23 protein-coding genes are annotated in these 23369 nt (G+C 40.3%); 9 read left to right on the top strand and 14 right to left on the bottom strand.

The features are described from left to right. Nucleotides 1-47 precede the first annotated feature (47 nt). From D7322_RS07760 to D7322_RS07750, 3 genes are read left to right on the top strand one after another with little or no spacing between them, the layout of a single operon-like run. Nucleotides 48-581, top strand: coding sequence for an RNA polymerase sigma factor (locus D7322_RS07760; protein WP_121122933.1), 534 nt, complete (start codon nucleotides 48-50; stop codon nucleotides 579-581). Continuing rightward, nucleotides 562-834, top strand: coding sequence for a hypothetical protein (locus D7322_RS07755; protein WP_121122931.1), 273 nt, complete (start codon nucleotides 562-564; stop codon nucleotides 832-834). Before D7322_RS07760 ends, D7322_RS07755 begins: the two co-directional genes overlap by 20 nt. Nucleotides 835-846: 12 nt before the next feature. Beyond that, complete coding sequence (locus tag D7322_RS07750; protein WP_121122929.1) at nucleotides 847-1530, top strand: ClpP family protease; 684 nt, start codon at nucleotides 847-849, stop codon at nucleotides 1528-1530. A gap of 1065 nt (nucleotides 1531-2595) precedes the next feature. On the opposite strand, the gene D7322_RS07735 is transcribed toward D7322_RS07750, so the two are convergent. Then, nucleotides 2596-4842, bottom strand: coding sequence for a TonB-dependent siderophore receptor (locus D7322_RS07735; RefSeq protein WP_121122925.1), 2247 nt, complete (start codon nucleotides 4840-4842; stop codon nucleotides 2596-2598). A gap of 94 nt (nucleotides 4843-4936) precedes the next feature. Between D7322_RS07735 and D7322_RS07730 the strand changes: the two genes are divergently transcribed. Continuing rightward, entirely contained in the window at nucleotides 4937-5995 is a 1059-nt protein-coding gene (locus D7322_RS07730; protein WP_121122923.1) for a helix-turn-helix domain-containing protein, read from the top strand. Between the two features lie 21 nt (nucleotides 5996-6016). Here D7322_RS07730 and D7322_RS07725 read toward each other — a convergent pair whose 3' ends face one another. Both D7322_RS07725 and D7322_RS07720 read right to left on the bottom strand, forming a co-directional pair. Further along, nucleotides 6017-6478, bottom strand: coding sequence for an NUDIX hydrolase (locus D7322_RS07725; protein WP_121122921.1), 462 nt, complete (start codon nucleotides 6476-6478; stop codon nucleotides 6017-6019). Nucleotides 6479-6567: 89 nt separating this feature from the next. Beyond that, nucleotides 6568-6816: a hypothetical protein gene (locus D7322_RS07720; RefSeq protein ID WP_245971281.1), complete on the bottom strand. Its 249-nt coding sequence runs from the start codon at nucleotides 6814-6816 to the stop codon at nucleotides 6568-6570. 468 nt (nucleotides 6817-7284) lie between these two features. Here D7322_RS07720 and D7322_RS07710 point away from each other — a divergent pair, with 468 nt between their 5' ends. Beyond that, nucleotides 7285-8862 carry a Na+/H+ antiporter gene (locus tag D7322_RS07710; RefSeq protein ID WP_121122915.1) on the top strand — a complete coding sequence of 526 codons (1578 nt, stop codon included), beginning with the start codon at nucleotides 7285-7287 and terminating at the stop codon, nucleotides 8860-8862. A gap of 165 nt (nucleotides 8863-9027) precedes the next feature. Here the strand turns inward: D7322_RS07710 and D7322_RS07705 are convergent, their stop codons facing one another. Continuing rightward, a complete protein-coding gene (locus D7322_RS07705) occupies nucleotides 9028-9411 on the bottom strand; it encodes a YidH family protein (protein ID WP_245971280.1) in 384 nt (127 codons plus the stop codon). 436 nt (nucleotides 9412-9847) lie between these two features. Between D7322_RS07705 and D7322_RS07695 the strand changes: the two genes are divergently transcribed. Continuing rightward, a complete protein-coding gene (locus D7322_RS07695; protein ID WP_183078636.1) occupies nucleotides 9848-11029 on the top strand; it encodes a glycosyltransferase in 1182 nt (393 codons plus the stop codon). A gap of 32 nt (nucleotides 11030-11061) precedes the next feature. Here D7322_RS07695 and D7322_RS07690 read toward each other — a convergent pair whose 3' ends face one another. Together D7322_RS07690 and D7322_RS07685 are read right to left on the bottom strand one after the other, a co-directional pair. Further along, entirely contained in the window at nucleotides 11062-11583 is a 522-nt protein-coding gene (locus D7322_RS07690) for a CinA family protein (RefSeq protein WP_121122909.1), read from the bottom strand. A 62-nt stretch (nucleotides 11584-11645) separates the two neighbouring features. Next, the gene (locus tag D7322_RS07685) at nucleotides 11646-11933 is read right to left on the bottom strand and encodes a hypothetical protein (RefSeq protein WP_121122907.1); all 288 of its coding nucleotides are present in this window, start codon (nucleotides 11931-11933) and stop codon (nucleotides 11646-11648) included. 141 nt (nucleotides 11934-12074) lie between these two features. Here D7322_RS07685 and D7322_RS07680 point away from each other — a divergent pair, with 141 nt between their 5' ends. Further along, entirely contained in the window at nucleotides 12075-12227 is a 153-nt protein-coding gene (locus D7322_RS07680) for a lmo0937 family membrane protein (protein WP_108633825.1), read from the top strand. 111 nt (nucleotides 12228-12338) lie between these two features. Here the strand turns inward: D7322_RS07680 and D7322_RS07675 are convergent, their stop codons facing one another. Continuing rightward, nucleotides 12339-12710 (bottom strand): DoxX family protein, encoded by a 372-nt coding sequence (locus D7322_RS07675; protein WP_121122905.1) that lies wholly within the window; start codon nucleotides 12708-12710, stop codon nucleotides 12339-12341. Nucleotides 12711-12803: 93 nt separating this feature from the next. Between D7322_RS07675 and D7322_RS07670 the strand changes: the two genes are divergently transcribed. Next, on the top strand, nucleotides 12804-13154 hold the full coding sequence (locus D7322_RS07670; RefSeq protein WP_121122903.1) for a winged helix-turn-helix transcriptional regulator: 351 nt from the start codon (nucleotides 12804-12806) through the stop codon (nucleotides 13152-13154). 90 nt (nucleotides 13155-13244) lie between these two features. Here D7322_RS07670 and D7322_RS07665 read toward each other — a convergent pair whose 3' ends face one another. The 4 genes from D7322_RS07665 to D7322_RS07650 form a co-directional block, all read right to left on the bottom strand. Further along, nucleotides 13245-14342, bottom strand: a complete 1098-nt coding sequence (locus D7322_RS07665; protein ID WP_121123473.1) for a DUF2891 domain-containing protein — start codon at nucleotides 14340-14342, stop codon at nucleotides 13245-13247. Between the two features lie 65 nt (nucleotides 14343-14407). Then, nucleotides 14408-15115 (bottom strand): SIR2 family NAD-dependent protein deacylase, encoded by a 708-nt coding sequence (locus D7322_RS07660; protein WP_121122901.1) that lies wholly within the window; start codon nucleotides 15113-15115, stop codon nucleotides 14408-14410. 86 nt (nucleotides 15116-15201) lie between these two features. After that, nucleotides 15202-15660, bottom strand: coding sequence for a hypothetical protein (locus tag D7322_RS07655; RefSeq protein ID WP_121122899.1), 459 nt, complete (start codon nucleotides 15658-15660; stop codon nucleotides 15202-15204). Nucleotides 15661-15775: 115 nt separating this feature from the next. Then, on the bottom strand, nucleotides 15776-17611 hold the full coding sequence (locus D7322_RS07650; protein WP_121122896.1) for an alpha-L-fucosidase: 1836 nt from the start codon (nucleotides 17609-17611) through the stop codon (nucleotides 15776-15778). A gap of 209 nt (nucleotides 17612-17820) precedes the next feature. Between D7322_RS07650 and rnhA the strand changes: the two genes are divergently transcribed. Beyond that, entirely contained in the window at nucleotides 17821-18315 is a 495-nt protein-coding gene (rnhA, locus tag D7322_RS07645; RefSeq protein ID WP_121122894.1) for a ribonuclease HI, read from the top strand. Between the two features lie 188 nt (nucleotides 18316-18503). Here the strand turns inward: rnhA and D7322_RS07640 are convergent, their stop codons facing one another. The 3 genes from D7322_RS07640 to D7322_RS07630 all read right to left on the bottom strand — a co-directional run bounded on the left by D7322_RS07640 (nucleotide 18504) and on the right by D7322_RS07630 (nucleotide 23357). After that, entirely contained in the window at nucleotides 18504-20126 is a 1623-nt protein-coding gene (locus tag D7322_RS07640; protein ID WP_121122892.1) for an arylsulfatase, read from the bottom strand. Between the two features lie 102 nt (nucleotides 20127-20228). Then, on the bottom strand, nucleotides 20229-21821 hold the full coding sequence (locus D7322_RS07635; RefSeq protein ID WP_121122890.1) for an arylsulfatase: 1593 nt from the start codon (nucleotides 21819-21821) through the stop codon (nucleotides 20229-20231). Nucleotides 21822-21887: 66 nt separating this feature from the next. Next, nucleotides 21888-23357: a RagB/SusD family nutrient uptake outer membrane protein gene (locus tag D7322_RS07630; protein ID WP_121122888.1), complete on the bottom strand. Its 1470-nt coding sequence runs from the start codon at nucleotides 23355-23357 to the stop codon at nucleotides 21888-21890. Nucleotides 23358-23369: the final 12 nt, after the last annotated feature.

The raw sequence follows: 23369 nt of genomic DNA, 5'->3' as shown, positions 1-23369 counted from the left end.
AAAGGTGATACTTTGATCATAATTGGTACATTGATATAAAAGATAATATGCAAGGTGTTAATAATTCAAATCAAGCAATGAGGCGACAGGCACTTTTTATGGATCTCTATAAAAGTGCGTTTCCTACGGTGGCTAAATATGTAAGCTGTATGGGGGGCAACTTTGACGAAGCGAAAGATGTATTTCAGGACGCTTTGGTCATTTATTATGAAAAGGTTATCTTAACTCCAACGGCATTGAAAAATGATATTGGTTACCTTATCGGTACGGCGCGGAATCTGTGGTTAAAACGTTATTACCAAACAAGCCAACATCTGCCATTGGACAACCTGGAGATCCCTTTAACAGATGAAGAGTCTCCGTCCCACGGACGGCTGTTGCGCTTTCTGGAAACTGCAGGGCGTAAATGTATGAATTTATTAAAAAGCTTTTATTATGACCGACTATCGCTCCAAGAAATCGCAGATGAATTTGGCTATTCAGGAACACGGAGTGCCACAGTTCAGAAGTATAAATGCCTGGAGAAAGTAAGAGAGTCCATCAGAGAAAAATCGCTAGTTTATGACGACTTCATGGAATGAGACCCAACAGATAGAAACTCATCTGTTGGGGACAGCGAATCCTGGCGAAGCACTGTTATTTGATGCACATTTGTTGCTAGACAATGAATTGGCTGATAAAGTAATCGCACAGCAAAAAGCTTACGAAATCGTAAAACAGTTTGGTCGCAGACAATTGAAACAAGAAATTGAAGCAATACATCAAATACTGTTTACACAGCCCCAACATATCCGTTTTAGCCAAAAAATAAGGCGGCTATTCAAAAAAACATAAATCAAAAAAATCATGAATATTGATAAAAATGAGTTCCGCAAATTTGCGGTCGGGCACTGCTATGTCTCAAAAGATCGGGTAGATAATTATTTAAGCAGCGTTGAACGCAATAGCACCCCTTTAGCGATGACGCCCTACATTACCGAAGAACGCGAATTAAGGGTATCGCAAATGGATGTATTTTCCAGGTTAATGATGGATCGTATTATATTTGTGGGAGCACCTGTCGAATCCAATATCGCCAACATTGTACAGGCTCAATTATTATTTCTGCAATCCGTCGATGCCAAAAAAGATATACACATGTATATCAATTCCCCGGGAGGCGAAGTTTATGCGGGGCTGGGCATTTATGATACCATGCAATTAATCAGTCCTGACGTCGCGACCATCTGTACGGGTATGGCACTCTCGTTTGGCGCCATCTTATTATGTGGTGGTGCTGCGGGCAAGCGGAGTGCCCTGGCACACGCACGGGTCATGTTACATCAGCCTTTAGGTGGTGTCCAAGGACAAGCCTCCGACATTGAAATTACAGCCAATCAAGTTTTAAAAATAAAAAAAGAACTTTATGACATTATCGTCAAACATAGTGGACAAGCTTATCAGAAGGTACATGATGTCAGCGATAGAGACCATTGGATGGTTGCGGCTGAAGCAAAAGAATTCGGCATAATCGACGAAGTGCTGACCTAAGCGCCAATATGCTACCGGCAGTGAACAATCGCTATTTATAACGTGATATCAATAGCGATTTGTTGGTTTGTTTTGAAAAAAACATCAGCTATATATCTTTTCTACTTTTTTCCTGAATAACAAAAATTCGACAAATGTACATATTAAATAAACTATTGAAAAGAGCAGCAGCAGCCTTAGCGGCGGAAGCACGATATCATATCGGTAATAGTCGATCAAAACCTCGGCTCCCAGAACAAGAACGCAGATGAAGGGTATCCCTGAAAATGTCAAAAACGACAAAAAATAATTATACCTGATTTTTTCTATTTGATTGAGAAATAATGATAGGGAACTAAAAACGATCGCAACAAGGTACACCGTTGATAGCCCCAGATTTATCAATATATTCAATATACTGATAAACCTTTCAAAAAGGGTATTATCAGCCGAGTTCAGATCACTAATAACCATTCTATACAGAACGGATAGGGTTATGCTTATCAGAATATTGACCAGCCAAAATTGAAAGATAGTTTTTTTCATAACGTATAAATGCGCGACCTTTTATTATTTAACATATTAATTTTAGCTCGGTTCCTTTTCGTTTCTTACCCAAAAGATCTTATCTCGCAAAAATGATAAATTCCAATCTTCAATATAGATATTTCCTTCAAGGTCAGTCGACCCCTATTTTTATTCTTTCTTCTATTGAGAAGTTTATAAAATCACCTATCAACTTATGTATATTTCTTAATCTTATATCCAGGGCATAAGAACATCTTAAAACTATGTTTTTTCCTCATATAAATAAACTCCATTTTATATTCGAAAGCCTTTGCTTACAATTCGTTTGAAAAGAATACTTATTCGACATGTTGAAATGCCCATTAAAATTACCCAGGATTTCCTTCCCTATCAGCAGCAGGTTATTTAGTCTTAAAAGATATTCAAATGTTGACAACAGGCTTGCTTATTGCCTCCACTAGCACCAATGCTCTACTGTCAGAAAGAAAAAAGCCCAGCGAAACGATAGCTGGGCCTGTAAAGCCGGTGACAAACAATTTATACTATATAATGGCTTAGTTAAAATTTATAGGCCAAGTTTAGTCGAAAGCCTTGGGGGTTGACTACCCGCCATCCATAATGGGTATATCCCCAGGCTCCGGGGTAGAACCCAACATAATTATATCGGTTGGCCACATTATTTACCAACAATGCAATGTGATAATTATTTTTTTGATAAGATGCGCCCAAATCTATAGAGAACAAATCATCAGGAAGGTATTTTTGATCTTGGACAACTGGCCAAGTTGCACGTTTGGCCTGATATTCGTAACCAGCTGAAAATCCCAGTCCCTCTAAATTACCTGCTGTCACCGTATATTTGATCCACGCATTGCTAATATGTCGGGCAGTACCGTATAACATGCCGCCTATTTTCTTTGGATCTTTATCTTTTGTTACTTTGGCGTCAGTGTAAGCGTAATTGAAGACGACGTTCCAGTTTTTGTTAATCAGTCCATTGACGTCCAATTCGATTCCTTTGGATGTTGCTTCACCTGACTGTTCAAATTTACCGGGATTGTCGATACCAGCAGCGGTGAGCAGATTGGTTTTTGTTAAGTGATAGGCCGTTAAATTGGTCATCAACCTATTCTGAAACCAAGTTTTCTTCACGCCAATCTCCTTATTCTTTCCATAGGACGGATCTGCTGCTCCCCCGTTCAAGAGCAATCCAGCTTGTTCCTGAAATGTTTCATCATACAAAGCATAGACCGTAAAGGTAGGTGTTAACAAGCCAGTTACACTAAAACGCGGGGTAAACGCTTCGTTCTTCACTTCGTTGCCATTATTGGCAATAGATACCTTTTTTGTTGCTGTATAACGTAGGCCGGCAGCGAGCCTGAGTCTATCCTGCAGAAAACGAACTTCATCCTGTATGTGTACAGAGCTGTACGAATAATCCGATAGATAATTCGCCCCACGTTCCCGTAAGGATTTGGAGCGATCATACACGGGTAACATATTTTTGGTTAAATTGCCGTAAACGGGATTATAGATATTAAAGACCACCTCGCCCTTGGCATTGACCGGCAGCTTTTTGCTTGTGTCAGTAATACTGCCTGCAACAGACCAATCTGCCACGTAGAACTTCTTACCCATGTCCAAACCTGCAAGAATATTGTGACTGACTTCGCCAGTTTTGAACTTTCCGCGTGTAAATACCTGTCCCACCGTTGATGTATTTAAGGCATCATTGATGCTAACATTACGGGTTACATCACCTTTTTTAATTCCATCAGATCCATCCTTTAATGCAATTGTATTGTAATTCGCATACAAAGAGGCTCCTTTCATTTCAGAGCGGACATAACCAAACTGTGCCGTCAGCAGCCAATCCTCATTCAAATTATGGCTGATCGTTCCATAAACATTGTGCTCCCAAGATTTGGTCGGATCCATAATCGGATCACTAAATGAAAAATTCTTCTTTAGCTCCTTAAAACCGTCTGTCCCATAGACATATTTCGAAAAACCACCTTCAAAATTATTTTGAGAGAGGATATATTCAACGATTACATTGGTATTTTCACTCGCATTGTACTTAAAAGATGGATTCAGAACAAACTGTTCGTGATTGACATTTTGTTGAAAATTACCTTTCTTGGTTCCCATTACATTAAACCTTCCCAAAAACTTTCCATCGTTGCTCAATCTTTGGTCAATGTCAACCGCGGCACGCAATAGATTATAGCTACCCAAAGTCATTTGTGCGATTTTTTGATTCGTTCCCGACGGCTTTTTGGTCACTATATTATAGAAACCTCCAGGCTGTGTATTTCCCATCATAAATCCTGCTGGGCCCTTCACGAATTCAACACGTTCCACAAAGGCCATATCCTCACGTAGCGGCCCAAAACTACCGCTTACATCCATTCCATTACGCAGGTTAGAGGCTTGAAATCCCCGTACAGCGATACCGACACTCCCCTCTTCCTGATGTGTAATGGTCCGCACGCCACTTACATTCCGGGATAGCCCTTCCGCTGTGGTCAAGATCATTTGATCATTAAGTAAACGCTGGTCGATTACCTGAATGTTCTGCGGAGTCACCAAAAGATTTTCACCGAGACGCAAGGTCGAAGATGGTATAGTCGTTTTATTGGCCACAACATTTGCTGTCGATAACACATAGGACTTTGTACTGTCCACCTTTGTGGAGTCAACGGCAAGATTTATTTTACTTTTCCATTTTTCTGGTTTGCCGCTCTGTGCCAATACAGCAGTCGGCAAAACCAGGACGCTCCAGAGAGTACTTTTCTTTAACATAAATTATTTAGAATTAATATAATTAAATTTACACCACAAATTTAGAGTAGATAGACCCAATCGAATTTCGAATTCGGGAGAAAAACATTAGAATATGGGAGTAATTAAAACAAATCACGAACTGATGGCGGATGTACTACGCTTTTATGATCAGGATGAAGATGACCAAACTGTAAAGCGGCTGGATTCGCCCTTGGGCAGCTTTACAACAACCTATATTTATAATAGTCCTGAGTTTATCATTAGAGATTACGCCTATAGTTTTGCACAAGACATTACGCTGGCGTACAAAACCCCCACAAAAAATTACATTCAAATTGCCTTTTTCCTGAATCAACAGGTGCTAAAAGATCGTATTAACAACAAATTCAATAACTATTTACCTCAGCACAATTATATCTATTTCACGCCTTCGGAATCCGATGTAGAGATATTCTTCGAGAAAAATATAGCCTATCGCAATTTTGATATCTATGTTGAGTCAGACTATTTTCATCAGTTTATTGCAGAAACACAACTTGTAGATTCTTTTATAGATGAAGTTGATCAGAATAACTTTGTCCGTTTGGTTGAAGCGGGTATTCCTCTGAGTTCGCAAATGCTTCACATTCTCCAAGAGATGAAATCCTATAGTAAAACGGGTATTCTGCGGCAGTACTTTATGAAAGGCAGAATAATGATCCTCCTGCAATTGCTATTTGAATCGATCAATCATGAAAATAAGCAAATGGATACGGAGAGCTGTTATCGAGAGGCTGACGCCAATGTATTTTATGCAATTCAAGATTTTATTACACAAAATACCAGAGAATTCTATACGATCGAGCAGCTAGCTATTAAATTCGGCATCAATCAATACAAACTGAAAAAGGGATTTAAGGAGATATCAGGCATGGGGTTATTCCAGTTTGCGACGAAAGTACATATTCAGAAAGCAATCTCTCTGTTAAAAACAACTGATCTATCTATTAAAGAAATAGCATTCAGAACGGGATATTCTTCTCCATCATCCTTTTCTGTTGCCTTCAAGAAGCAATGTGGCGTAGCGCCAATTCAACTTCGAAAAAAATCGGAAGCGCTACTTACACCACGAGGTCTCTCCGTCAAACAAACTGAGTCGTTAAAAGATAGAGCTTATCTACAATCTGATTAGGATTTATTTACATTACCTGCATCAAAAAATAGCCGCTATTTGCTCAAGGAAAGAAATCTGCTGCACATTGATTTTCCTCTTGGCCTCTTCCATTGTAAACCATGCGCCACTGTCTATTTCCGGATATGTCTGTATCCTACCGGATTTTGGTGGCCATTCCATCTGAAAATTATTACTGACAAGACTGTCGGTATCAATGTCGCCCTCAACAGCCCAGCAATGTACAATTTTTCCGCCTTTTTGCTTAATAGGATTTAATTGTATAAAATTCCCGTGAGGCAAATAGCCAGTTTCCTCCTGAAACTCCCTCTTAGCTGTCAACAGTTCACTTTCATTGTCTTCAACCTCCCCCTTGGGCACAGTCCACCATCCTTCGTCTCTTTTTGCGAAGAAGGGACCGCCGGGATGAACCAGAAAAAAAGAAATTTCTGCTCCCTGGAATTTATACAGTAATATTCCTGCACTGAATCTCGTTTTTGTCATCTGATAAACGCATTGAAAGCAAAGCTTTACAATTATTACTAATTTTCAATTTTCAGAACGCCGTTTCTTATTTTACACAAATATTCGACTTAATCTTCTTCTAGGTAGATCTTGTGAACGACAAATCTAACATTTTTACTAAATAATAGCATATCATCCACATCCTCGGAATCTATCGCATAAAGCGTATCTACCCCACCGCCATCCAAAAGTTCAGCATCGGGTATCAGCTCAAAAAAAGTGATCCCCTCTATTGTAGATAGTTCCTCAACCTTAATATAGGATATTCCTTGATTTTTCCAGATGGACAGAATCCCATCGGAAAATAATTGATACATATTAGCTTGCATTGACATGTTGCAAATTAGGAAAAAATTGGCTTATTACAGTTCCCTTATAATGTATATAATATCTTAATTGCTATTTTGCTCCCAGGATTGGTTTTGGGCATCTTTTTATAAGGCTGCTTCGCCTTGTCTTTTTGGCCGGCTTTCAGATAAGCTTCTGTTAGCCTATCATATAGATTTCCGCTCGTCGGATATAAAATCGTATTGACACTAAAAATATCGGTAGCCTGAGCCAATTTTAATAGAGCAGCTCATAATCCGTTCCGTTCAAAAAATCTTCAGCCAACAATCTATTCGTACTGCCTGTTTTGTCTGTTGATATGTTTTTACTCCAGCTTCAAGGTCAATAGATTATGGCTATCAGAACGGGTTGAACAACATTTAGGATCGGCCTAAATTATAGAAGGCCCTACGTGTTTTTAAAAATTTAATATATATTTATGTATCTAAAACTTATACATGTTAGAAAATTTCGCATTCTATCTTTTTTTGGTTCTATTGATCACCATGCTTATTATGCTGGCAAAAAAAATTCAGGTCGCCTATCCTGTTTTGCTTGTGGTAGCTGGGCTTTTAATAAGTTTTATTCCGGGAGTACCACCCATAAAGATAGAACCTGAATTAATATTTATTATTTTTCTGCCACCTCTACTGTATGAAGCCGCTTGGTCAACCTCCTGGAAGGAGCTTTGGCGATGGCGCAGGATTATTTTCAGCTTTGCTTTTGTCGTCGTGTTTTTTACAGCATTATCGGTAGCGATTTTCGCAAACTATTTTATCCCCGGATTTTCTTTGGCCCTGGGCTTTTTATTGGGCGGAATTGTTTCTCCTCCCGACGCAGTAAGTGCAGGTGCAATTTTGAAATTTGTAAAAGTGCCGAAAAGATTGGCTTCCATTCTTGAAGGAGAAAGCTTGCTGAATGATGCTTCTTCGTTAATAATTTTCCGTTTTGCGATGATTGCAGCCGCAACGGGACAATTTGTATGGTATGAAGCCGCAGGAAACTTTGTGTGGATGTGTGTAGGTGGCGTAGGTATAGGAATCTCAATGGCCTATATTTTCCTTAAAATGCACAAGATTTTACCTACCGATCCAAATACAGATATATTATTGACTTTCATTGCGCCCTTCTCCATGTATTTGGTCACGGAAGAATTTCACGCTTCTGGGGTCTTAGCGGTAGTAAGCGGTGGCTTGTTTCTCTCTTATCGAAGTCACGACTTTTTGAGTAGCGCCTCCAGAATACGTACTGTAACGGTTTGGGAAAGCTTTTGTTTTCTACTTAACGGAATTGTTTTCATGCTTATCGGATTGGATCTACCCGAAATTGTTAATGGATTGGGCGACACCGATATTTATACGGCGATCGGTTATGGTTTGGCGGTTACCGCTGTACTCATTATTGTACGAATTCTAGCTGGTTATGCGGCGGTAATTACTACATTAATTATGAGAAATTTCATCACTGTGGCGGATGCGCAGTCTCCCGGATGGAAAACTCCCATGATCATTGGCTGGACCGGAATGCGGGGTGTGGTTTCTTTGGCGGCGGCACTCTCAATACCCTTGACTTTGGCTGACGGTACACCTTTTCCACAACGAAATCTGATCCTCTTTATCACATTTGTCACCATTCTTTTAACATTACTTGTCCAAGGACTTACCCTTCCCTTTCTATTGAAAAAATTCCCACTTGTAGACCGGGATTTTGTGAGAACGGAAAAGGAAATAGATTATGAAATTCAAAACAAGCTTGCTCAGGTAGCAGTGGATAAAATCCGTCAGGATTATGCAGACAAAATAGATAGTTTCCCCACATTGAAAGACCAATTGCAGAAATATGAAAATCAATTGATGAGTTCGGAAATCATCATTAATTACGCTGAATATCGAAAAATCTATATTGACATTCTGGAAACTCAACGGATATGGCTTATCAATAAAAATCGTGAAGAGCTTTTGCTTGATGAGGAAATTATCCGAAAACACTTACGTCTGCTTGACCTTCAAGAAGAAAGAATGAATATGAAAAGCTAGTAAGTTGAGGCAAAGCTTGCACTATATTTACTATTTTACCAAAAATATCGCGAAAGAAACCTGACGAAGACTAAAATCTATTTCCTGATTTTATAAAAAGCGACGTCAATCCGTTAGATTAAGATGCAAATAAGAAAAGAGAACGACACTATTGGAACAAAGATTTTATAGACTATCTATCAAATGCCAGCCCAGTAGCAGGCCAATAATGAGAAAGCAGGCTGACATCAAAGCAATGCCGTAGGACCCATAAGTAAAACGTTCCTCTTCAATCTGTTTAACCACTCTCCTATACTTGATGTAAGCCAATACTACAGTAACAGAACCGATAATAACAATCGAAATACCAACAACCCCAGAATACTCATGTTCAATATTCATCGTTTTTTTTGAATTGAGCATTAACGTTACCTGTTGGATAAATAAGGAAAACTTAACAACGACAAAACCAAAGCCCATGATACCCAAACTCGTGGTTATCCAGGCTAAGAATGTACGCTCGTTGGCCAAATGATCATTGATTTTTTTAGAGTTATTCTTTTCCATCATATTTAATAAAATACATTTTTAAGGCTCTTCATAAGACCTTTGTTGTAATTCCGTAGATAAACCATCAGCCGGTGCAAATTGTTTAAATGAACGCAAAAATAAATAGCTGTGACAAATACTTTTTTGGGCGATGGAATAAATTTCTTTATTCGGGGAAAAATACCTGGTCAAAAAGTTTTTTTGCGGCAAATACACCATACTATACGGATTACACATTTGAAAACTACGGATATGTCATAAATACGGTCTTTTGGGTACAGCTTTTGAGTTACGAAAGGAAAAAAATATAACACCTTAATCATAATACTTAACATGGAAAATATAGATCAAAAAGCAAAAAAAATGGGATTAGAAAAGGGATATTATCTATTATTGATGGCTATTTTGGATATCCCTGTTGAAAACGAAAATGAAGACAGCAAAAAGGCCTAAGTGTATGAGAAGAGTCGTTATTATAAGTACCTATCCACCCCAGGAATGTGGATTGGCAACTTTCACAAAAGATCTTAAACAAGGCATGAGTGCTGACGGGAATACCATCGTTGATGTGATTGCGGTATCCAGATCCAGCGTTGAAGAGTTCGATCCATCTGTTCGCTTTGTTATTGACAAGGAAAGATTGGATAGCTATATTCAAGCCGCTCATATTATCAATGAAGAATATAACTATTGTATTATTCAGCATGAGTATGGTATATTTGGCGGCGCTGATGGTCTATTTATTAATCAGCTTGCCAATAGTTTAAATATACCTTTGCTAACGATCTTTCATACCATATTGCAATCTCCCTCATTACGTCAAAAGGAAATTATGGAATCGCTCCTCATAAAATCGCAAGCTGTGGTGTCCTTATCACCAAAAGGAAGCGAATTGTTAATGGAACTGTTCCCTATGATTGACGATAAAAAAATTAAAGTGATTCCTCACGGTGTGCCACAATTTGATTACAACCAAGGGTTAGCAAAATACAGATTAGGTTTTCAAGATAATTTTGTGATGATGACTTTCGGCTTAATTGGTCGAAGCAAAGGACTTGAATATGCGATCCGCTCCTTGGAAGGATTGGATTTAGCAAATTTCAAATACTTGATCGTGGGCAAAACGCATCCGAATGTTCTGGCTCACGAAGGTGAATCCTATCGTTTTGAATTACAAAGCCTAGTGGCTCAGTTGAAATTACAAGATAAAGTAGTTTTTGTAGATGAATTTTTAAGTGATGAGCAACTGAAAGAATACTTAACAGCTTGTGATATCTATTTATCCCCCTATCAACATGAACAACAAATCAGTAGCGGGACATTATCTTTTGCTGTCGGTGCAGGTGCTGCGGTCATTTCGACACCTTATTGGCATGCAACAGATCTCTTGACAGACGAGCGGGGAATTCTCACTCCCTTCAGCGATATTCAAACAATGAGCGAGAATATCCAATTGCTTTATCAATCTCGAAGACTGCTGGCTTGGCATCGTTTCAAAGCGCGTAGTTACGGCGAACAGACAACCTGGAAAATGGTTGCAAAGGTCTATCTTGAGTTACTATCCAACTTATCAACGCCGATACGGTCCTTAGCACATTACAAAAATTACCATTCGTTTGATTTAAAACAGGAAGCATAAGAAATAGCGTCTCTCCAATTAGAGAGACGTTTCTATTTATAGGCTGATTCCGATCTACGCTGATTTTTTAGAGCCAAGTTAAATGCACGAAGTGCCCTAATGACATAAACTCTTTGCGCTTCCTCAGCTTCGGTGTTTGCTTCTAGTTCCACTTTTTCAGTATGTACAATCTGCTCTTGGTAAGCGATTGAAAAAAATGCGTATAATTTCCCCTTTGATTCGGGCACGATAGTCGCATAACCCGTCGTCGCAATACCCCATTCCGTATGAAATAAAGTCGCTATCCTCACCGCCATTTGTTCAGCGATAAGCGGTGATACACAGTCACACTTTTGGGCTTCCTCTACATCGACATCCAATAGACGGATTTTTTCTTCTAGGGTGTATGCTGTCATTCCTCCCCCATAGACATCCATCGCACTTTCCATTTGTGCACAGGCAAACTGTAGCAGGCCTGCAGTAACACTCTCTGCTACTGCTAAACGCTCATGGTGAGCTAGGAGCGAGTTTCTAATTTCCTTAAGTTGTGCCTTGAAAAATTTTATTTTGTTCATATCCTTTAGATTTGCGCTCACTGAAATACAGATCCTATTTCGTTGTTTCCTTAAAACCGTTACTATAAGACAGAATATATACTAACCCGAGGTGTATCGACCATTAGGGATTTCAGGGCGAAAAGAATGTTATTATTATACAACTCCGTTGATAAAAATGCCTGTGCGTCTTCGGCCGTATCAAAAATATGTAATAATTGGATATAACCATCCCCAATTAGCAACTCTATCGAAGTTGCGCCTTTTATCTGATCAATAAACGAGTCCCGAAATTTTTCATATATGCCTGATACGGCACCTTTATCGCTATTATTAATTTTTAAGGTTACTTGTAAATAAGCTTTTGCCATGGCTTTAGTTTTTATAATGATTAAACTTTCTCATAACGGTGATCTTTAACAGGCTAACAATAGCCAACAGAACATTGTTTGTTTTTATTCCAAAACAATCATTAAACAGCTATTGTTATTAATGAAAAATACATCAAAATTATGGGAAATTTATTATACATTATCGCCGTTATTTTAGTAATTATTTGGGCAATTAGTTTTTTAGGAGGGTACGCAACAGGAAATATCATCCACACATTGTTGGTTATTGCAATTATAGTGGTATTGTTGCGAGTTATCCGCGGTGCGGCATAAATGATTGTTTTTTACAAAAGTTTATTCTTTCTATAAAAAGAATAAGAAAAATAGCACAGATCAGGAATATTTCAATAAAATAGAACATTCCTGGTCTGTGTTATCAAGACGCTAAATAATAATTTTAAAATTTTTGTCTGTTGCCAGTAAAACAACGCTAAGAATACACATCATTAATGAATTATAAAAATGATGGTATTCTCCATAAGCCATATGTGCCGTAAAAGCACCTATTGCAAATGGAAACAAAAGTAAAATCCCTACGGTTTTGAATTCTGTCTTGTACAAACCAATCAGAAGAAGTAAAACCCCCAGCAACTCGCCTACTCCGATGCCCAGTGTCCAGGTTTTATTAAAACCTAAAGAATCCATGCTTTGCATCATGGACTGCTTCTGAAAAACTTTGAATAATGAGGCATATCCAAATACATAGAGGTAATAGGCATAACTCAACCAATGAACGACAAATTTTATAGTTTCCATTTTATACTTTATGAGGTGAACTACAAATTTCTTTATTAAATTGCATGAATAACAGTACGCACGAAATTGTATGATACGAACAGAAAAGTAAGTATGAATAGCAGAAAAGAAAACTCCACCAACACGATCAACGAAAGCTACTGGAAGGACCACTGTGGTATTGCTTTCACTTTATCTACGATTGGAGGAAGATGGAAAATAAATATTCTTTCTTATCTCTTGCATGAGGGCAAATTACGTTATGGTGAACTGCGAAAAAGACTCGTCGGCATTTCAGAACGTATGCTCATTGCTAAACTGAAAGAACTTGAACAGGACAAACTGGTCAATCGTATTGTCTATCAACAAGTTCCCCCGAAGGTTGAATATGAACTAACAGCATTGGGACGCTCATTGGAAAATATTTTAATCCTTATGGATGAATGGGGAGAGACAAATATGTAAAATAGAGTCCCTGTGTTTGAATATATAGGGACTCTATTTTATTGTTGATACCCTAGGCCTCGGTTCACAGCTTTCATGTGATTGTGGGCATTAATTTTTGGAAAGTGCATAAAGCGCAAAAGTACCCAGCCAATGTGAGCCCATATAGTCGTCTTTGGAAGTAATATTGGGCAACGAATATTTCAGATGTTTATTGGCTAAACCATGCAGATGATTTAGCTCAGGAAGTGCCTTTGCAATACCGTTTAGACAAGTCGCCCGGCTAAAATTTAATCCATCCAAATGAACCAAATGCCCGTCTGTACGGTCTTTCACAATGCCGGGTTCCAAGTTAAAATCCGGATTGAAAAGATCAGGCAGAAAATCTTTCAGCCATTTTCGATATTCATCCTGTCTTAAAACCACACTCATGCAAAGTGCCTCCTCAAGACAGGGCGAAAGAAAGTCGCTTCCGCTGGGCTCAAAGGAGATATTACAATTTTTGTCATGGCTATATAGCCTTACAGCATTTGTCATCAATGATTTTTCGAAAGCAACCTGATTTGTTCCCCGTGCAAAATCCAATACCAGCGATAGGCCAAAAGCAGAATTATCATGATAGCCGGTTCGAATCGGATAAACCAATTTTGGCAAATATTCCTGATAGGCTTTCATGATATGTTTTACCATCGGATCGAGAATTTTTGCCCAGCGTTCCGCATCTGGATCTTTCCAGGTTAATAGTTCTTTTTGCAATTGTAATAACCAGGCCCAACCATAGGTGCGCTCAAAGTTTTTATTATTCTTATCCTGAAAAAAAGCTAATTCAGTTGCTGCATTTTCTGCAGTGATATTCCTGTTCAGCTGTTTCCGGATTGTGCCGGACTTATCCAAATCGGGAAATTGCTTTAAAATTCGTACGATTGACCAATAACCATGGACTGAGGAATGCCAGTCAAAGCAACCATAAAAAATTGGATGTAATGTACGCGGTCCCTTCAAATCTTGGTCACTTCCGAGTACTTGTCCCAATTTGTTCGGATATTCTATCTCAATACAATGCAATGGCAATGTAAGCAAATGTCTTGCTTGGGCACTATCCAATTGTATCGGGGCATTATTTGTGCTATTATTTACCTTGATCTCTGAATTATTGTGGCAGGAAATAGCCAGTATTGAGCTACAGATCAGTCCTATTATTCTTTTCATTTCTTTAAGTTTTAGTTTCATTTTTCAGGATGAGGTTTATTTGAAGTTGATAATCCACTGCTACATTAATCTTTACCTGAAGCCTCCTGGAGCAACTGTTTAACCAAGATTGGAACCGCTACGGTTGCTGCTTCTTCAAAACATTTTATCCGACCTAATGTTGTACTGTTCGGAATTTGCTTGTCGATCAAAAAAGACCGGCAATAATGAGGCGCAAATTGCCGCAACCCAGCAGCTGGATAAACCTGTAAGGAGGTTCCGATAATAATGAGGATATCCGCCCTTGAAACATAGGACATTGCGCGTTCAATCTCCGGAACAGCTTCACCAAACCACACGATATTCGGCCGCAGTTGACTTCCTTTTTCACAGAGATCTCCCATTTTTATTTCTTCGCCTTCTATCTGGTAAATCAAACGATCGTCAATGGATGACTTGGATTGATCCAACCGACCATGTAAATGTATAATCTTTGTAGAGCCGGCCTGCTCGTGCAACAAATCGACATTTTGTGTGACGATCGTGACCTGATAGGCCGATTCCAACTGACGTAACGCGAGATGCGCAGCATTTGGTCTTGCGGCCAGCGCAGCCTTCCGTCTAAGGTTGTAAAATTCCTGAACAAGCGCCGGATTTTTTTTCCAGCCTTCAATAGAGGCTACAGCCATTACATCATGCCCCTCCCATAGTCCATTTGCATCCCTAAAAGTAGGTATCCCACTTTCGGCAGAAATCCCCGCTCCTGTTAATACAACGATATTTTTCTTTTCCATGTGCTTGCTTAATCCTTTAAAAATAAATAAATCTTATGAATCTATTGAGTTTGAAAGGATAACTTTTTTAACAAGAGACGAGTTCATTACTCGTTTATCAATTTAGTAGCGTAGTTATCAGGAAGCTCAAGCCGAATAGAATCTTTGCTGGCGGCCGCTTTTCGGTTCATTTCATCGAAAGAACGCTGGTAATAAACGAAGGCCTTATTGGGTATATACAGATCTTTAGCCTGTTTTACAGCAAAATGATAACGGTTATCCGACAGCTTGACATGCTTATAAATACGATAGGTTACAATTTGAATCTGTACCTTGTCAAGCTTCGGTATCGTTTTCAAATCAGCCGGTTCGTAAAAGTATTTCTCATTGAAATACATGAATTCATCTGAATTGGCGAGCCATTCCAGATTTATTTTTCCCTCCACCACTTTATTCGCTAGCGAATCCGCACGTTGTCGTTCCATCTTATTTCCATCTCCGGCAGTACAGGAAACCCATAGTGCGATCCCAGACAGGGATGCAAGAAAAGTATGCAATAGACTCATCCGCCTAATTTAGTATAAAAATAATACCCGTCATAACGGCGACATCAAAAAATATTTTTAATCAAAAAAGTCCGGGATGCTGGCATCCCGGACCAAATAATTTATTTAGTTACTATTAAAGATTGTTTTCAATGGCGCCAACTTTCTCACGATGCAATGCCAAAGGTGAATCCAATAATACCGCAATAACAGTCATATTTTTATCCAAGCGTTCCTTTGGTACCTGAATATAAACAATCCCCGGAATACTGCTCCAGTAAAGTTTATTGAAGATCTCATGGTTGATCATGGATCCTTCACCCACCAGCCTAATCCGGGCAATACCGTTTTTTATTCCTTTGAGCGCGATAGGCCCTGTTGGTACCCCTTCGACAAAAAGGTAAAGGGTCTGACGATCCTTTGAAAGCGCACTTAAACCTTCATAATGTCCCTCAGGTAGTCCCTTTCCAGTCTCATAAAGTGCTTCTGCATGCTTCTTAACCCAGTCTAAAACAGCTGGATTTGTCAAATTTTCCACAGGTAGCTTTGACTCCATGCCATCTATAGTTAAACCGGAATGATCAAAGATATTTTTTCCACTATGGAGCAGTGATGCGATTTGATTTAATGCGCTATTGGTTTGCTTGTTGTCGAGTACAGCTTGTAATGTAATAGCTTCTTCCCGAGGTGCGTGCCACTGCACCTTGTCTTTGAATGTCAAGGCCAATACTGTGACGTCCTGATCAAAGTTAACTTTTGTCAGGTCCAATTGGACCTTTTCATCCAACAATACCGCAGTTACCTTAGAAGCAGCATCTCCAACAACAGAAACCGCCTGAATAGCATCATTCAGCAAACCCTTTAACTGCAATTGTTTTTTTTGTTCATATACATAGAGATAGAGGGTTTTTCCATCTTTTGACAAAGCGGACTTACCGTTGTAATTTTCGAATGGAATGCCTGCTCTTGTGCCATATATTGCCGAAGCGTGTTTATTCGTCCATCTTCCCAATTGCTTCAAAATATTCATCTGCTCTTGGGGAATGCTGCCGTCTGCTTTTGGGCCGATATCCAGGAGGAGGTTTCCACCCATGGAAATACAATCTACCAAAGTACGGATAATCATATTGGGTGACTTGTATTTCTTGTCAAAAGGCTGATAGCCCCAAGAGTCATTCATGGTATAGCAGAGCTCCCAGAATTTAGCATCTGGCCGGCTTACAGGAATCCCCTGTTCAGGAGTCTCGTAATCGCCATGGTTATTCAACCGCGAATTAATAATGATATTGGGGTTATACTTGCGCAAAAGTGATAACGTTTCCTTAGATTTCCATTCCTTAGCACTATGTTCCCAGTCCCCATCAAACCAAATCAATTCAGGTTTATATTGCTGTGATAATTCGCTTAATTGTTTTTGATAATATTCAACATAATGGTTCCAACGATTGGGCTCCTTAGCTAGTTCGTAGCGCTTTCTTGCACGTGTAAAGACATCGTAATAAGGATGGCTCCAATCCGGCAGAGAATAATAGAGACCTGTATGCAATCCCTCCTGCTGAATAGCCTGAACAAATGGCGTAATAACATCCTGTTTGGCAGCAGCATCTTTTAGAGTGCTAATCGCTTTATCCGCCTGAGTATTCCACAAGGAAATCCCATCATGATGTTTCGTGGTAATCACAGTATATTTTGCGCCTGCTTGCTTGATCAGCTTAGCCCACTCCTTTGGCTTATAATTTTTGGCCGTAAAACCATCAAGCTGTTTGATGTAATTATCGTGGTTAATATAATTATTGAAGAATGACCAGGACTCAGAGATCCCTTCAACGGAGTAGATCCCCCAATGAATAAAAATCCCTAGCTTGGCATCTTCAAACCAATCCATTTTTTGTGCTGAAATAGTGTCCTGAGCGCTGACGTTGAAGCACGCCGACGCCAAAAGAACAAAAAGAGAAACCTTTTGAAACTTCATAAAGTTAAATTATCGATTACATAACGAGTTTAAGCCAGCAAAATACATATAAAACATTATAATTTCATTGTGTAAGCGATAAATTACAGCGATGACGCTCTTGCTAAACCGAATAACTCCTTAATATGATCGGCAGATTCTCAGGATGTAGCATTGCTGCGCACAATTATAATTGTATTTCAACGCAAATTTATCTAAGTTTGGCGGGTATGATCGAATTATATACAGACGGGGCATCTAGTGGAAATCCAGGCCCAGGAGGGTATGGAACTATCTTAAGGACTATCTATACAGGCGACAATGAATCGTTCAAGGGAAAATTAATTGAAAAGGAATTTTCAGGAGGGTATAGAAAAACAACAAATAACCGTATGGAGCTGATGGCCGTCATCATAGGGCTCGAAGCATTAAAAAACTTAAATCAGGCCGTTACGGTATATTCCGACTCTAAATATGTCATTGATGCCATTGACAAAAAATGGGTATACGGATGGATCCAGAAAGGCTTTGCCGGCAAAAAAAATAAAGACCTTTGGATGCGTTTAATGAATGTTTATAAACTACATAAAGTCAAATTGGTTTGGGTAAAAGGCCATGCTGGACACCCTTTGAATGAACGTTGTGACCGCTTAGCTGTGGCCGCATCCAAAGATATGGCCAATTGGAAAATCGACACGGTATTTGAAGTCGAAGAAAACAAATAGCAGGATACAAATTCAACGGTCGACTTTGAGAAATGAGGCAGGTAAATTTGGATATTGCTCAAATTAGCGAAAAGGCACCCGATCCATTGGAACTAAGTGCCTTTTTTTAAATAATGTAAGGTGAAAAGGTCTAACTGGAATCAGTCCGATATCTAGAAATTCTGTTTCATTGAAAAAGAGTTTGCTTCTTAAAAACGAAATGCTGGTGCGGCGATCTCCTGAACCTTACTTTCCCGAAACTCCTTCATACTGCTCGGCTCCTTGCTTTCTAATTCAGCAAAGTCCACCACCCCGTTATCCTTGGCCCACCGAAAGTAAGCGGTAGATAGGCGCGATACCACATCGTGATGTTGTGCCGCAATATCTTTTCGTTCGCTCGGATCTTGTTCCAGATCATATAGTTCCCATTTGTAGGATGGCCAGCTGGAAACCAACTTCCACTTCCCTATCCGCGCAGCACGGTTTCCAGCCCGCTCCCAAAAAAGACCTTCTTCACGCGTTACCGTATCCTGCTGATTGAACAGCACCGGAAGTAAGCTTTTTCCGGGAAGTTTATTAACCTGATGCCCTTGATATTCCTTGGGATAATTGGCTCCGGCAAGTTCATAAAAGGTTGGCGCCAGGTCGATGATATGGCCAGTTCCTTTTTTGATGCCACTGGCGATTTTCCCCGGAAACCAGGCGATAAATGGGGCATTGATCCCGCCCTCGTAGGTGTAATCTTTAAATGCCTTGAACGGAGTATTTGATGCGTAAGACCAATTTTTACTTTGTGATTCAAATGAACCTACCGTACCCACTGGTCCACTGTTTGCCCGAGCGCCATGGAACCAACGGACGAGGTCCTCTGCAGGTGCACCATTATCCGACAGGAACACAATTAAGGTGTTGTCTAACTGGTCATTTTCTTTGAGTTTTTGCAACAATTTACCGATGGTCTGATCCAAGCGGTCGACCATTGCAGCGAACACTTCCATTTTCCTGGCCCACAACTGTCTTTGGTCAAAGGATAAACGTTCCCAGTCGTAGATATCTTCGTCGGCAATGGAAAGTTTGTACGTATTATCAACTATCCCCAGTTCTTTTTGGCGCTTAAACCGTTCCCTGCGGATGCTCTCCCAACCTTTATCATAGTAACCCTTATACTTGGCGATATCCTGTGGTAGAGCTACTAAAGGCCAATGCGGTGCCGTATGCGCTAAATATAGGAAGAACGGTTTATCCTGATCCTTGGTCTGATCCAGAAAACCTTCAGCCTCCCGATTGATCACTTCTGTAGAAAAAGAGCTTTCCAAGGGATAGCCTGCAGCATCTGTAGCTCCTTTAAATGTCGGGGCACCTGAATCTGAATTCTTTTCTTCTCTTGGAAAAACAAAATCAAAACCACGGTCCCAAGGCAGGCTCTTTCCTTTACCAGACACATGCCATTTGCCTGATGTCGCGGTGACGTAGCCATTGGCACGAAGAACTTCGGCAATCGTCAATGATTCCGCATTGAGGTAACCTTGGTAAGCCGGTAAGCCCAAATCATTGGAAAAATATCCCACGCCAGCTTTGTGCTGGTACTGACCCGTAATCAGGGATGCACGTGTTGGCGCGCAGATGGAGTTATTATAAAATTGTTTTAACCGTATTCCCTCGCTGGCCAGACGATCCAGATTGGGAGTTGCGATCTCCGATCCGTAAGCGCCCAAATCGGAGTATCCGAGGTCATCGGCAAGAATCAAGATAATATTCGGCTTGTTGCTTTGTGCCACAAGAGCACTTGCTCCACCAAAAATAAGGGCAATACATAGTGTTAGTTTTTTCATTTGATAAGAATTTTTATATGTTTTTAGTGTCCATGATAAAAATGATTCTTTTCACTCGGTTCGAGTATATCATCAGGGTTTTCATAAGCCTATCTTTTATACCTAGCGCAACTGACTGTTTATTTTCAGCAGTTTATAGTCCACTACCCCATTCTCTTTTGCCCAAAGCTTATAACGCGCTTCGAGATCTTCAACAATTTTCGGGTATTGATCTGCGACATTATTGTTTTCCCCCCTGTCCACATCGATATTGTACAGCTGTGGTTTATTCCCCTCTTTGAATAAAGACACTAGTTTCCATTTACCATAGCGTACGGCTCTGTTGCCGGCTCGTTCCCAAAACAATGGATCAGGACGCTCAACCTGACTTTTATCGGTATGCAATAAGGCTCTCAGGCTAATCCCCGGTAAAGGATTGATGGGTAAGTTGCCCTCTACTGAGGGATATTTTGCTTGGGCAAAATCATATAATGTCGGGGCGATATCAATCAGGTGTCCCGTACCTTTCTTGACGACGTTGGCTTTCACTTCCTTTGGAAACCAGACAATAAACGGCGCACCGATACCGCCTTCATAAGGATTATCTTTATAGCTCCTCAAGGGCGAGTTACCCGTTTGTGACCAATTGCTATTTTGCATATCATAAGAACCCGGCAGCCCCACAGTCTCCGTATTCCGCGAGGTATAAATGCGGTTTCGATCACCGCCTTGTGCACCGTTATCGGATAAAAAGATGATAATGGTATTCTTGTCTTTTTTCAGTTCCTTCAAGGTTTGTCGCACTTTTCCGATACTCTGGTCGATGCGATCGACCATAGCAGCGAACACCTGCTGTCGACGTTGCCAGTATTGCTGTTCATCATAGGTGAGCCTGTTCCATTCCTGTACACTTGGATCCTTTGTCGAAATAGGCTGTCCTTTCGGAAAAACTCCGCTTTGAACCGCATTTTCATAACGTTTCATACGTAGGCTGTCCCAGCCCTGCCGGTATACGCCCTTGTATTTTTGGGTTTCTTCTTCGGGAGCCTGCAAAGGCCAATGTGGTGCATTAAAAGCGAGATACAGAAAAAACGGTTTTTTATCCTGCTCTTGTTCACGCAGAAAGCCAATTGCCTGATCAATAATCTCGTCCGTGAGATAACGTCCTTGTGGTAGATAGAAAGGTTTATTATTTCGATACAAAGGCACGGTGGGATTTTCAGGCCCATTGATTTCATAAAAATTGGAAGCCCCACCCACAAAATTAAAGGAGCGTTCAAAACCACGTTGCGCAGGCCATTGGTCATAATCATCGCCTACATGCCATTTTCCGGAGATAATGGTAGAATAGCCTGCCCCTTTTAGCACTTCCGCCAGCGTCAGCGACTCGTGGTTTAAAAAGCCCTGGTATGCTGGCAGGCCAAGGTTAACGTTAAAATACCCCATACCCGCGCGATGAGCATATTGTCCTGTCAATAATGTTGCTCGCGTCGGCGCACAGATCGAATTATTATAAAACTCCTGGAAACGTGTGCCCTGTTTTGCCAATTCCGTCAAATTTGGTGTATGGAAATCTGTTCCGCCATAAGGCGCTATATCTGAAAAGCCCAAATCGTCAACGAGAATCAAGACAATATTTGGTCGCTTATCCTGCGCTGTACTTCTATTCAGCAAGCAACTTAGACAGGTCAATAAAAGAATAAATACTGTTTTCATAATTTATCTTGTTTTGTTTTATAGTACGAATAAAAATAGATTGCTCCATTACAGCAATACCATTCGTTATTTAACCAACCAATCTGAATGTTGAACCAATTTTGGATTCAAATTCAGCTCCCGTTGCGGTGTTGGAAAATGAAGATGTCGCGCTGCAGCATTTGTTTTTCCCGCAGTTTTTAGTTTTGTGATGTAATAGTTTGCTCCACGACGTACCAAGTCAAACCAACGTTGGTACTCATAGACAAATTCCTTGCGTCGTTCCTCAAGTACCAGTTCCCGAAAGCTATCTTTGTTTTCCGTATCGGAAAGCTTTTCAACGCCAGCGCGTATACGGACGGCATTGATCGCATCACGCGCTTCCTGCGTTGGCCCGTTTAGCTCATTTTCCGCTTCTGCCAAAATGAGCAGGACTTCAGCATATCGTATGATGGGTGTATTCTTTGAAGACTGCGCCTGGTTACCGACTACGGTCTGGTCATAATACTTATTGAATTGTGGTTTGACTAATGCATAGTATTTTCCATCTGTGGGTGATGTCATGCCAGTTGTAAATGTTACGGAAAGGCGTTTATCAGTCGCTGCAAAGCTCTTGTACAGGCCACCTTCGGCATGTAGGGCATCGGCATAGTCCCCATTGATACCGGGTATATCTGCTGGAGCGGAACGACTGGCCAATGAATTCCCTTGGTAGCCGCTGTTTCCTTTAAACTGCGCTGAAAAAATATGTTCAATACCATTTTTTTTATCTATATCGAAGACATCTGAAAAATCCGAAAAAAGTGCATACCCCTCTTTGTCAATCACATCCTTGGCTAACAATTTGGCATTAGTCCAATCCGATCTGGTTAGGTATACCTTGGCCAGGAGGCTTTTAGCCGCGCCGGATGTAGCACGCCCTTTGTCCGCATCGCCATAATTCTTATAATTCGGGAGACTGGAGGCAGCTTTTAGATCTTTTATAATCTGTGAATAGACTTCGTCTTCTGAAGCTTTTGCCACGTATAACTCTTGCGCTGATAAGCCTTCTGTAGGACGTAAGACAAGCGGAACAGGGCCAAACCAACGCACTAGATTGAAGTAATGTAATGCACGCAGAAATTTGGCTTCGTTGACCAGGCGTTGTTGCACCATGACATCTATCTGATTTTGATTCATCGCTTCGATGTTCACGATATTTAGATTTGACGCGTTGATGGCATCATAGCTTTGTTTCCAGAGTTGTTCCATCCGATCGTTTGAGGCGTCGTGTGTTAAATTACTGATGGCGCGCACATGGGCATTTCGCGCCCGAGGTCCTGCTTCATAGTCATCTGTTGCCATCTCCACGCCAATCTGAAATAAGCTGTTGTACAACGACTGCCCCGTCTCATACAGTTTACGATAAGTGCCTGTTACTGCGGCCACTGCTTGTCCCTGGTTCAGATAAAACTGTTCGGAAACCAATGCACTTTCGGGCTTCTCGGTCAATTTTGAACAGGAGATTCCTGTTAACAAAACGGACAATAAAGGAATAGAATAATATATTTTTTTCATTGGATCTGTAAA

This window comes from Sphingobacterium puteale (assembly GCF_003627955.1).
Taxonomy (GTDB): Bacteria; Bacteroidota; Bacteroidia; order Sphingobacteriales; family Sphingobacteriaceae; genus Sphingobacterium; species Sphingobacterium puteale.
Note: the sequence above shows the minus strand (reverse complement) of the source record. Positions and strands in the feature narration are given on the sequence as shown.

Excerpts from the sequence above, each read along its gene's own strand:
- D7322_RS07760 (WP_121122933.1), top strand. The coding sequence starts at position 48 with ATGCAAGGTGTTAATAATTCAAATCAAGCAATGAGGCGACAGGCACTT.
- D7322_RS07755 (WP_121122931.1), top strand. The coding sequence starts at position 562 with ATGACGACTTCATGGAATGAGACCCAACAGATAGAAACTCATCTGTTG.
- D7322_RS07750 (WP_121122929.1), top strand. The coding sequence starts at position 847 with ATGAATATTGATAAAAATGAGTTCCGCAAATTTGCGGTCGGGCACTGC.
- D7322_RS07735 (WP_121122925.1), bottom strand. The coding sequence starts at position 4,842 with ATGTTAAAGAAAAGTACTCTCTGGAGCGTCCTGGTTTTGCCGACTGCT.
- D7322_RS07730 (WP_121122923.1), top strand. The coding sequence starts at position 4,937 with ATGGGAGTAATTAAAACAAATCACGAACTGATGGCGGATGTACTACGC.
- D7322_RS07725 (WP_121122921.1), bottom strand. The coding sequence starts at position 6,478 with ATGACAAAAACGAGATTCAGTGCAGGAATATTACTGTATAAATTCCAG.
- D7322_RS07720 (WP_245971281.1), bottom strand. The coding sequence starts at position 6,816 with ATGTATCAATTATTTTCCGATGGGATTCTGTCCATCTGGAAAAATCAA.
- D7322_RS07710 (WP_121122915.1), top strand. The coding sequence starts at position 7,285 with ATGTTAGAAAATTTCGCATTCTATCTTTTTTTGGTTCTATTGATCACC.
- D7322_RS07705 (WP_245971280.1), bottom strand. The coding sequence starts at position 9,411 with ATGATGGAAAAGAATAACTCTAAAAAAATCAATGATCATTTGGCCAAC.
- D7322_RS07695 (WP_183078636.1), top strand. The coding sequence starts at position 9,848 with ATGAGAAGAGTCGTTATTATAAGTACCTATCCACCCCAGGAATGTGGA.
- D7322_RS07690 (WP_121122909.1), bottom strand. The coding sequence starts at position 11,583 with ATGAACAAAATAAAATTTTTCAAGGCACAACTTAAGGAAATTAGAAAC.
- D7322_RS07685 (WP_121122907.1), bottom strand. The coding sequence starts at position 11,933 with ATGGCAAAAGCTTATTTACAAGTAACCTTAAAAATTAATAATAGCGAT.
- D7322_RS07680 (WP_108633825.1), top strand. The coding sequence starts at position 12,075 with ATGGGAAATTTATTATACATTATCGCCGTTATTTTAGTAATTATTTGG.
- D7322_RS07675 (WP_121122905.1), bottom strand. The coding sequence starts at position 12,710 with ATGGAAACTATAAAATTTGTCGTTCATTGGTTGAGTTATGCCTATTAC.
- D7322_RS07670 (WP_121122903.1), top strand. The coding sequence starts at position 12,804 with ATGAATAGCAGAAAAGAAAACTCCACCAACACGATCAACGAAAGCTAC.
- D7322_RS07665 (WP_121123473.1), bottom strand. The coding sequence starts at position 14,342 with ATGAAAAGAATAATAGGACTGATCTGTAGCTCAATACTGGCTATTTCC.
- D7322_RS07660 (WP_121122901.1), bottom strand. The coding sequence starts at position 15,115 with ATGGAAAAGAAAAATATCGTTGTATTAACAGGAGCGGGGATTTCTGCC.
- D7322_RS07655 (WP_121122899.1), bottom strand. The coding sequence starts at position 15,660 with ATGAGTCTATTGCATACTTTTCTTGCATCCCTGTCTGGGATCGCACTA.
- D7322_RS07650 (WP_121122896.1), bottom strand. The coding sequence starts at position 17,611 with ATGAAGTTTCAAAAGGTTTCTCTTTTTGTTCTTTTGGCGTCGGCGTGC.
- rnhA (WP_121122894.1), top strand. The coding sequence starts at position 17,821 with ATGATCGAATTATATACAGACGGGGCATCTAGTGGAAATCCAGGCCCA.
- D7322_RS07640 (WP_121122892.1), bottom strand. The coding sequence starts at position 20,126 with ATGAAAAAACTAACACTATGTATTGCCCTTATTTTTGGTGGAGCAAGT.
- D7322_RS07635 (WP_121122890.1), bottom strand. The coding sequence starts at position 21,821 with ATGAAAACAGTATTTATTCTTTTATTGACCTGTCTAAGTTGCTTGCTG.
- D7322_RS07630 (WP_121122888.1), bottom strand. The coding sequence starts at position 23,357 with ATGAAAAAAATATATTATTCTATTCCTTTATTGTCCGTTTTGTTAACA.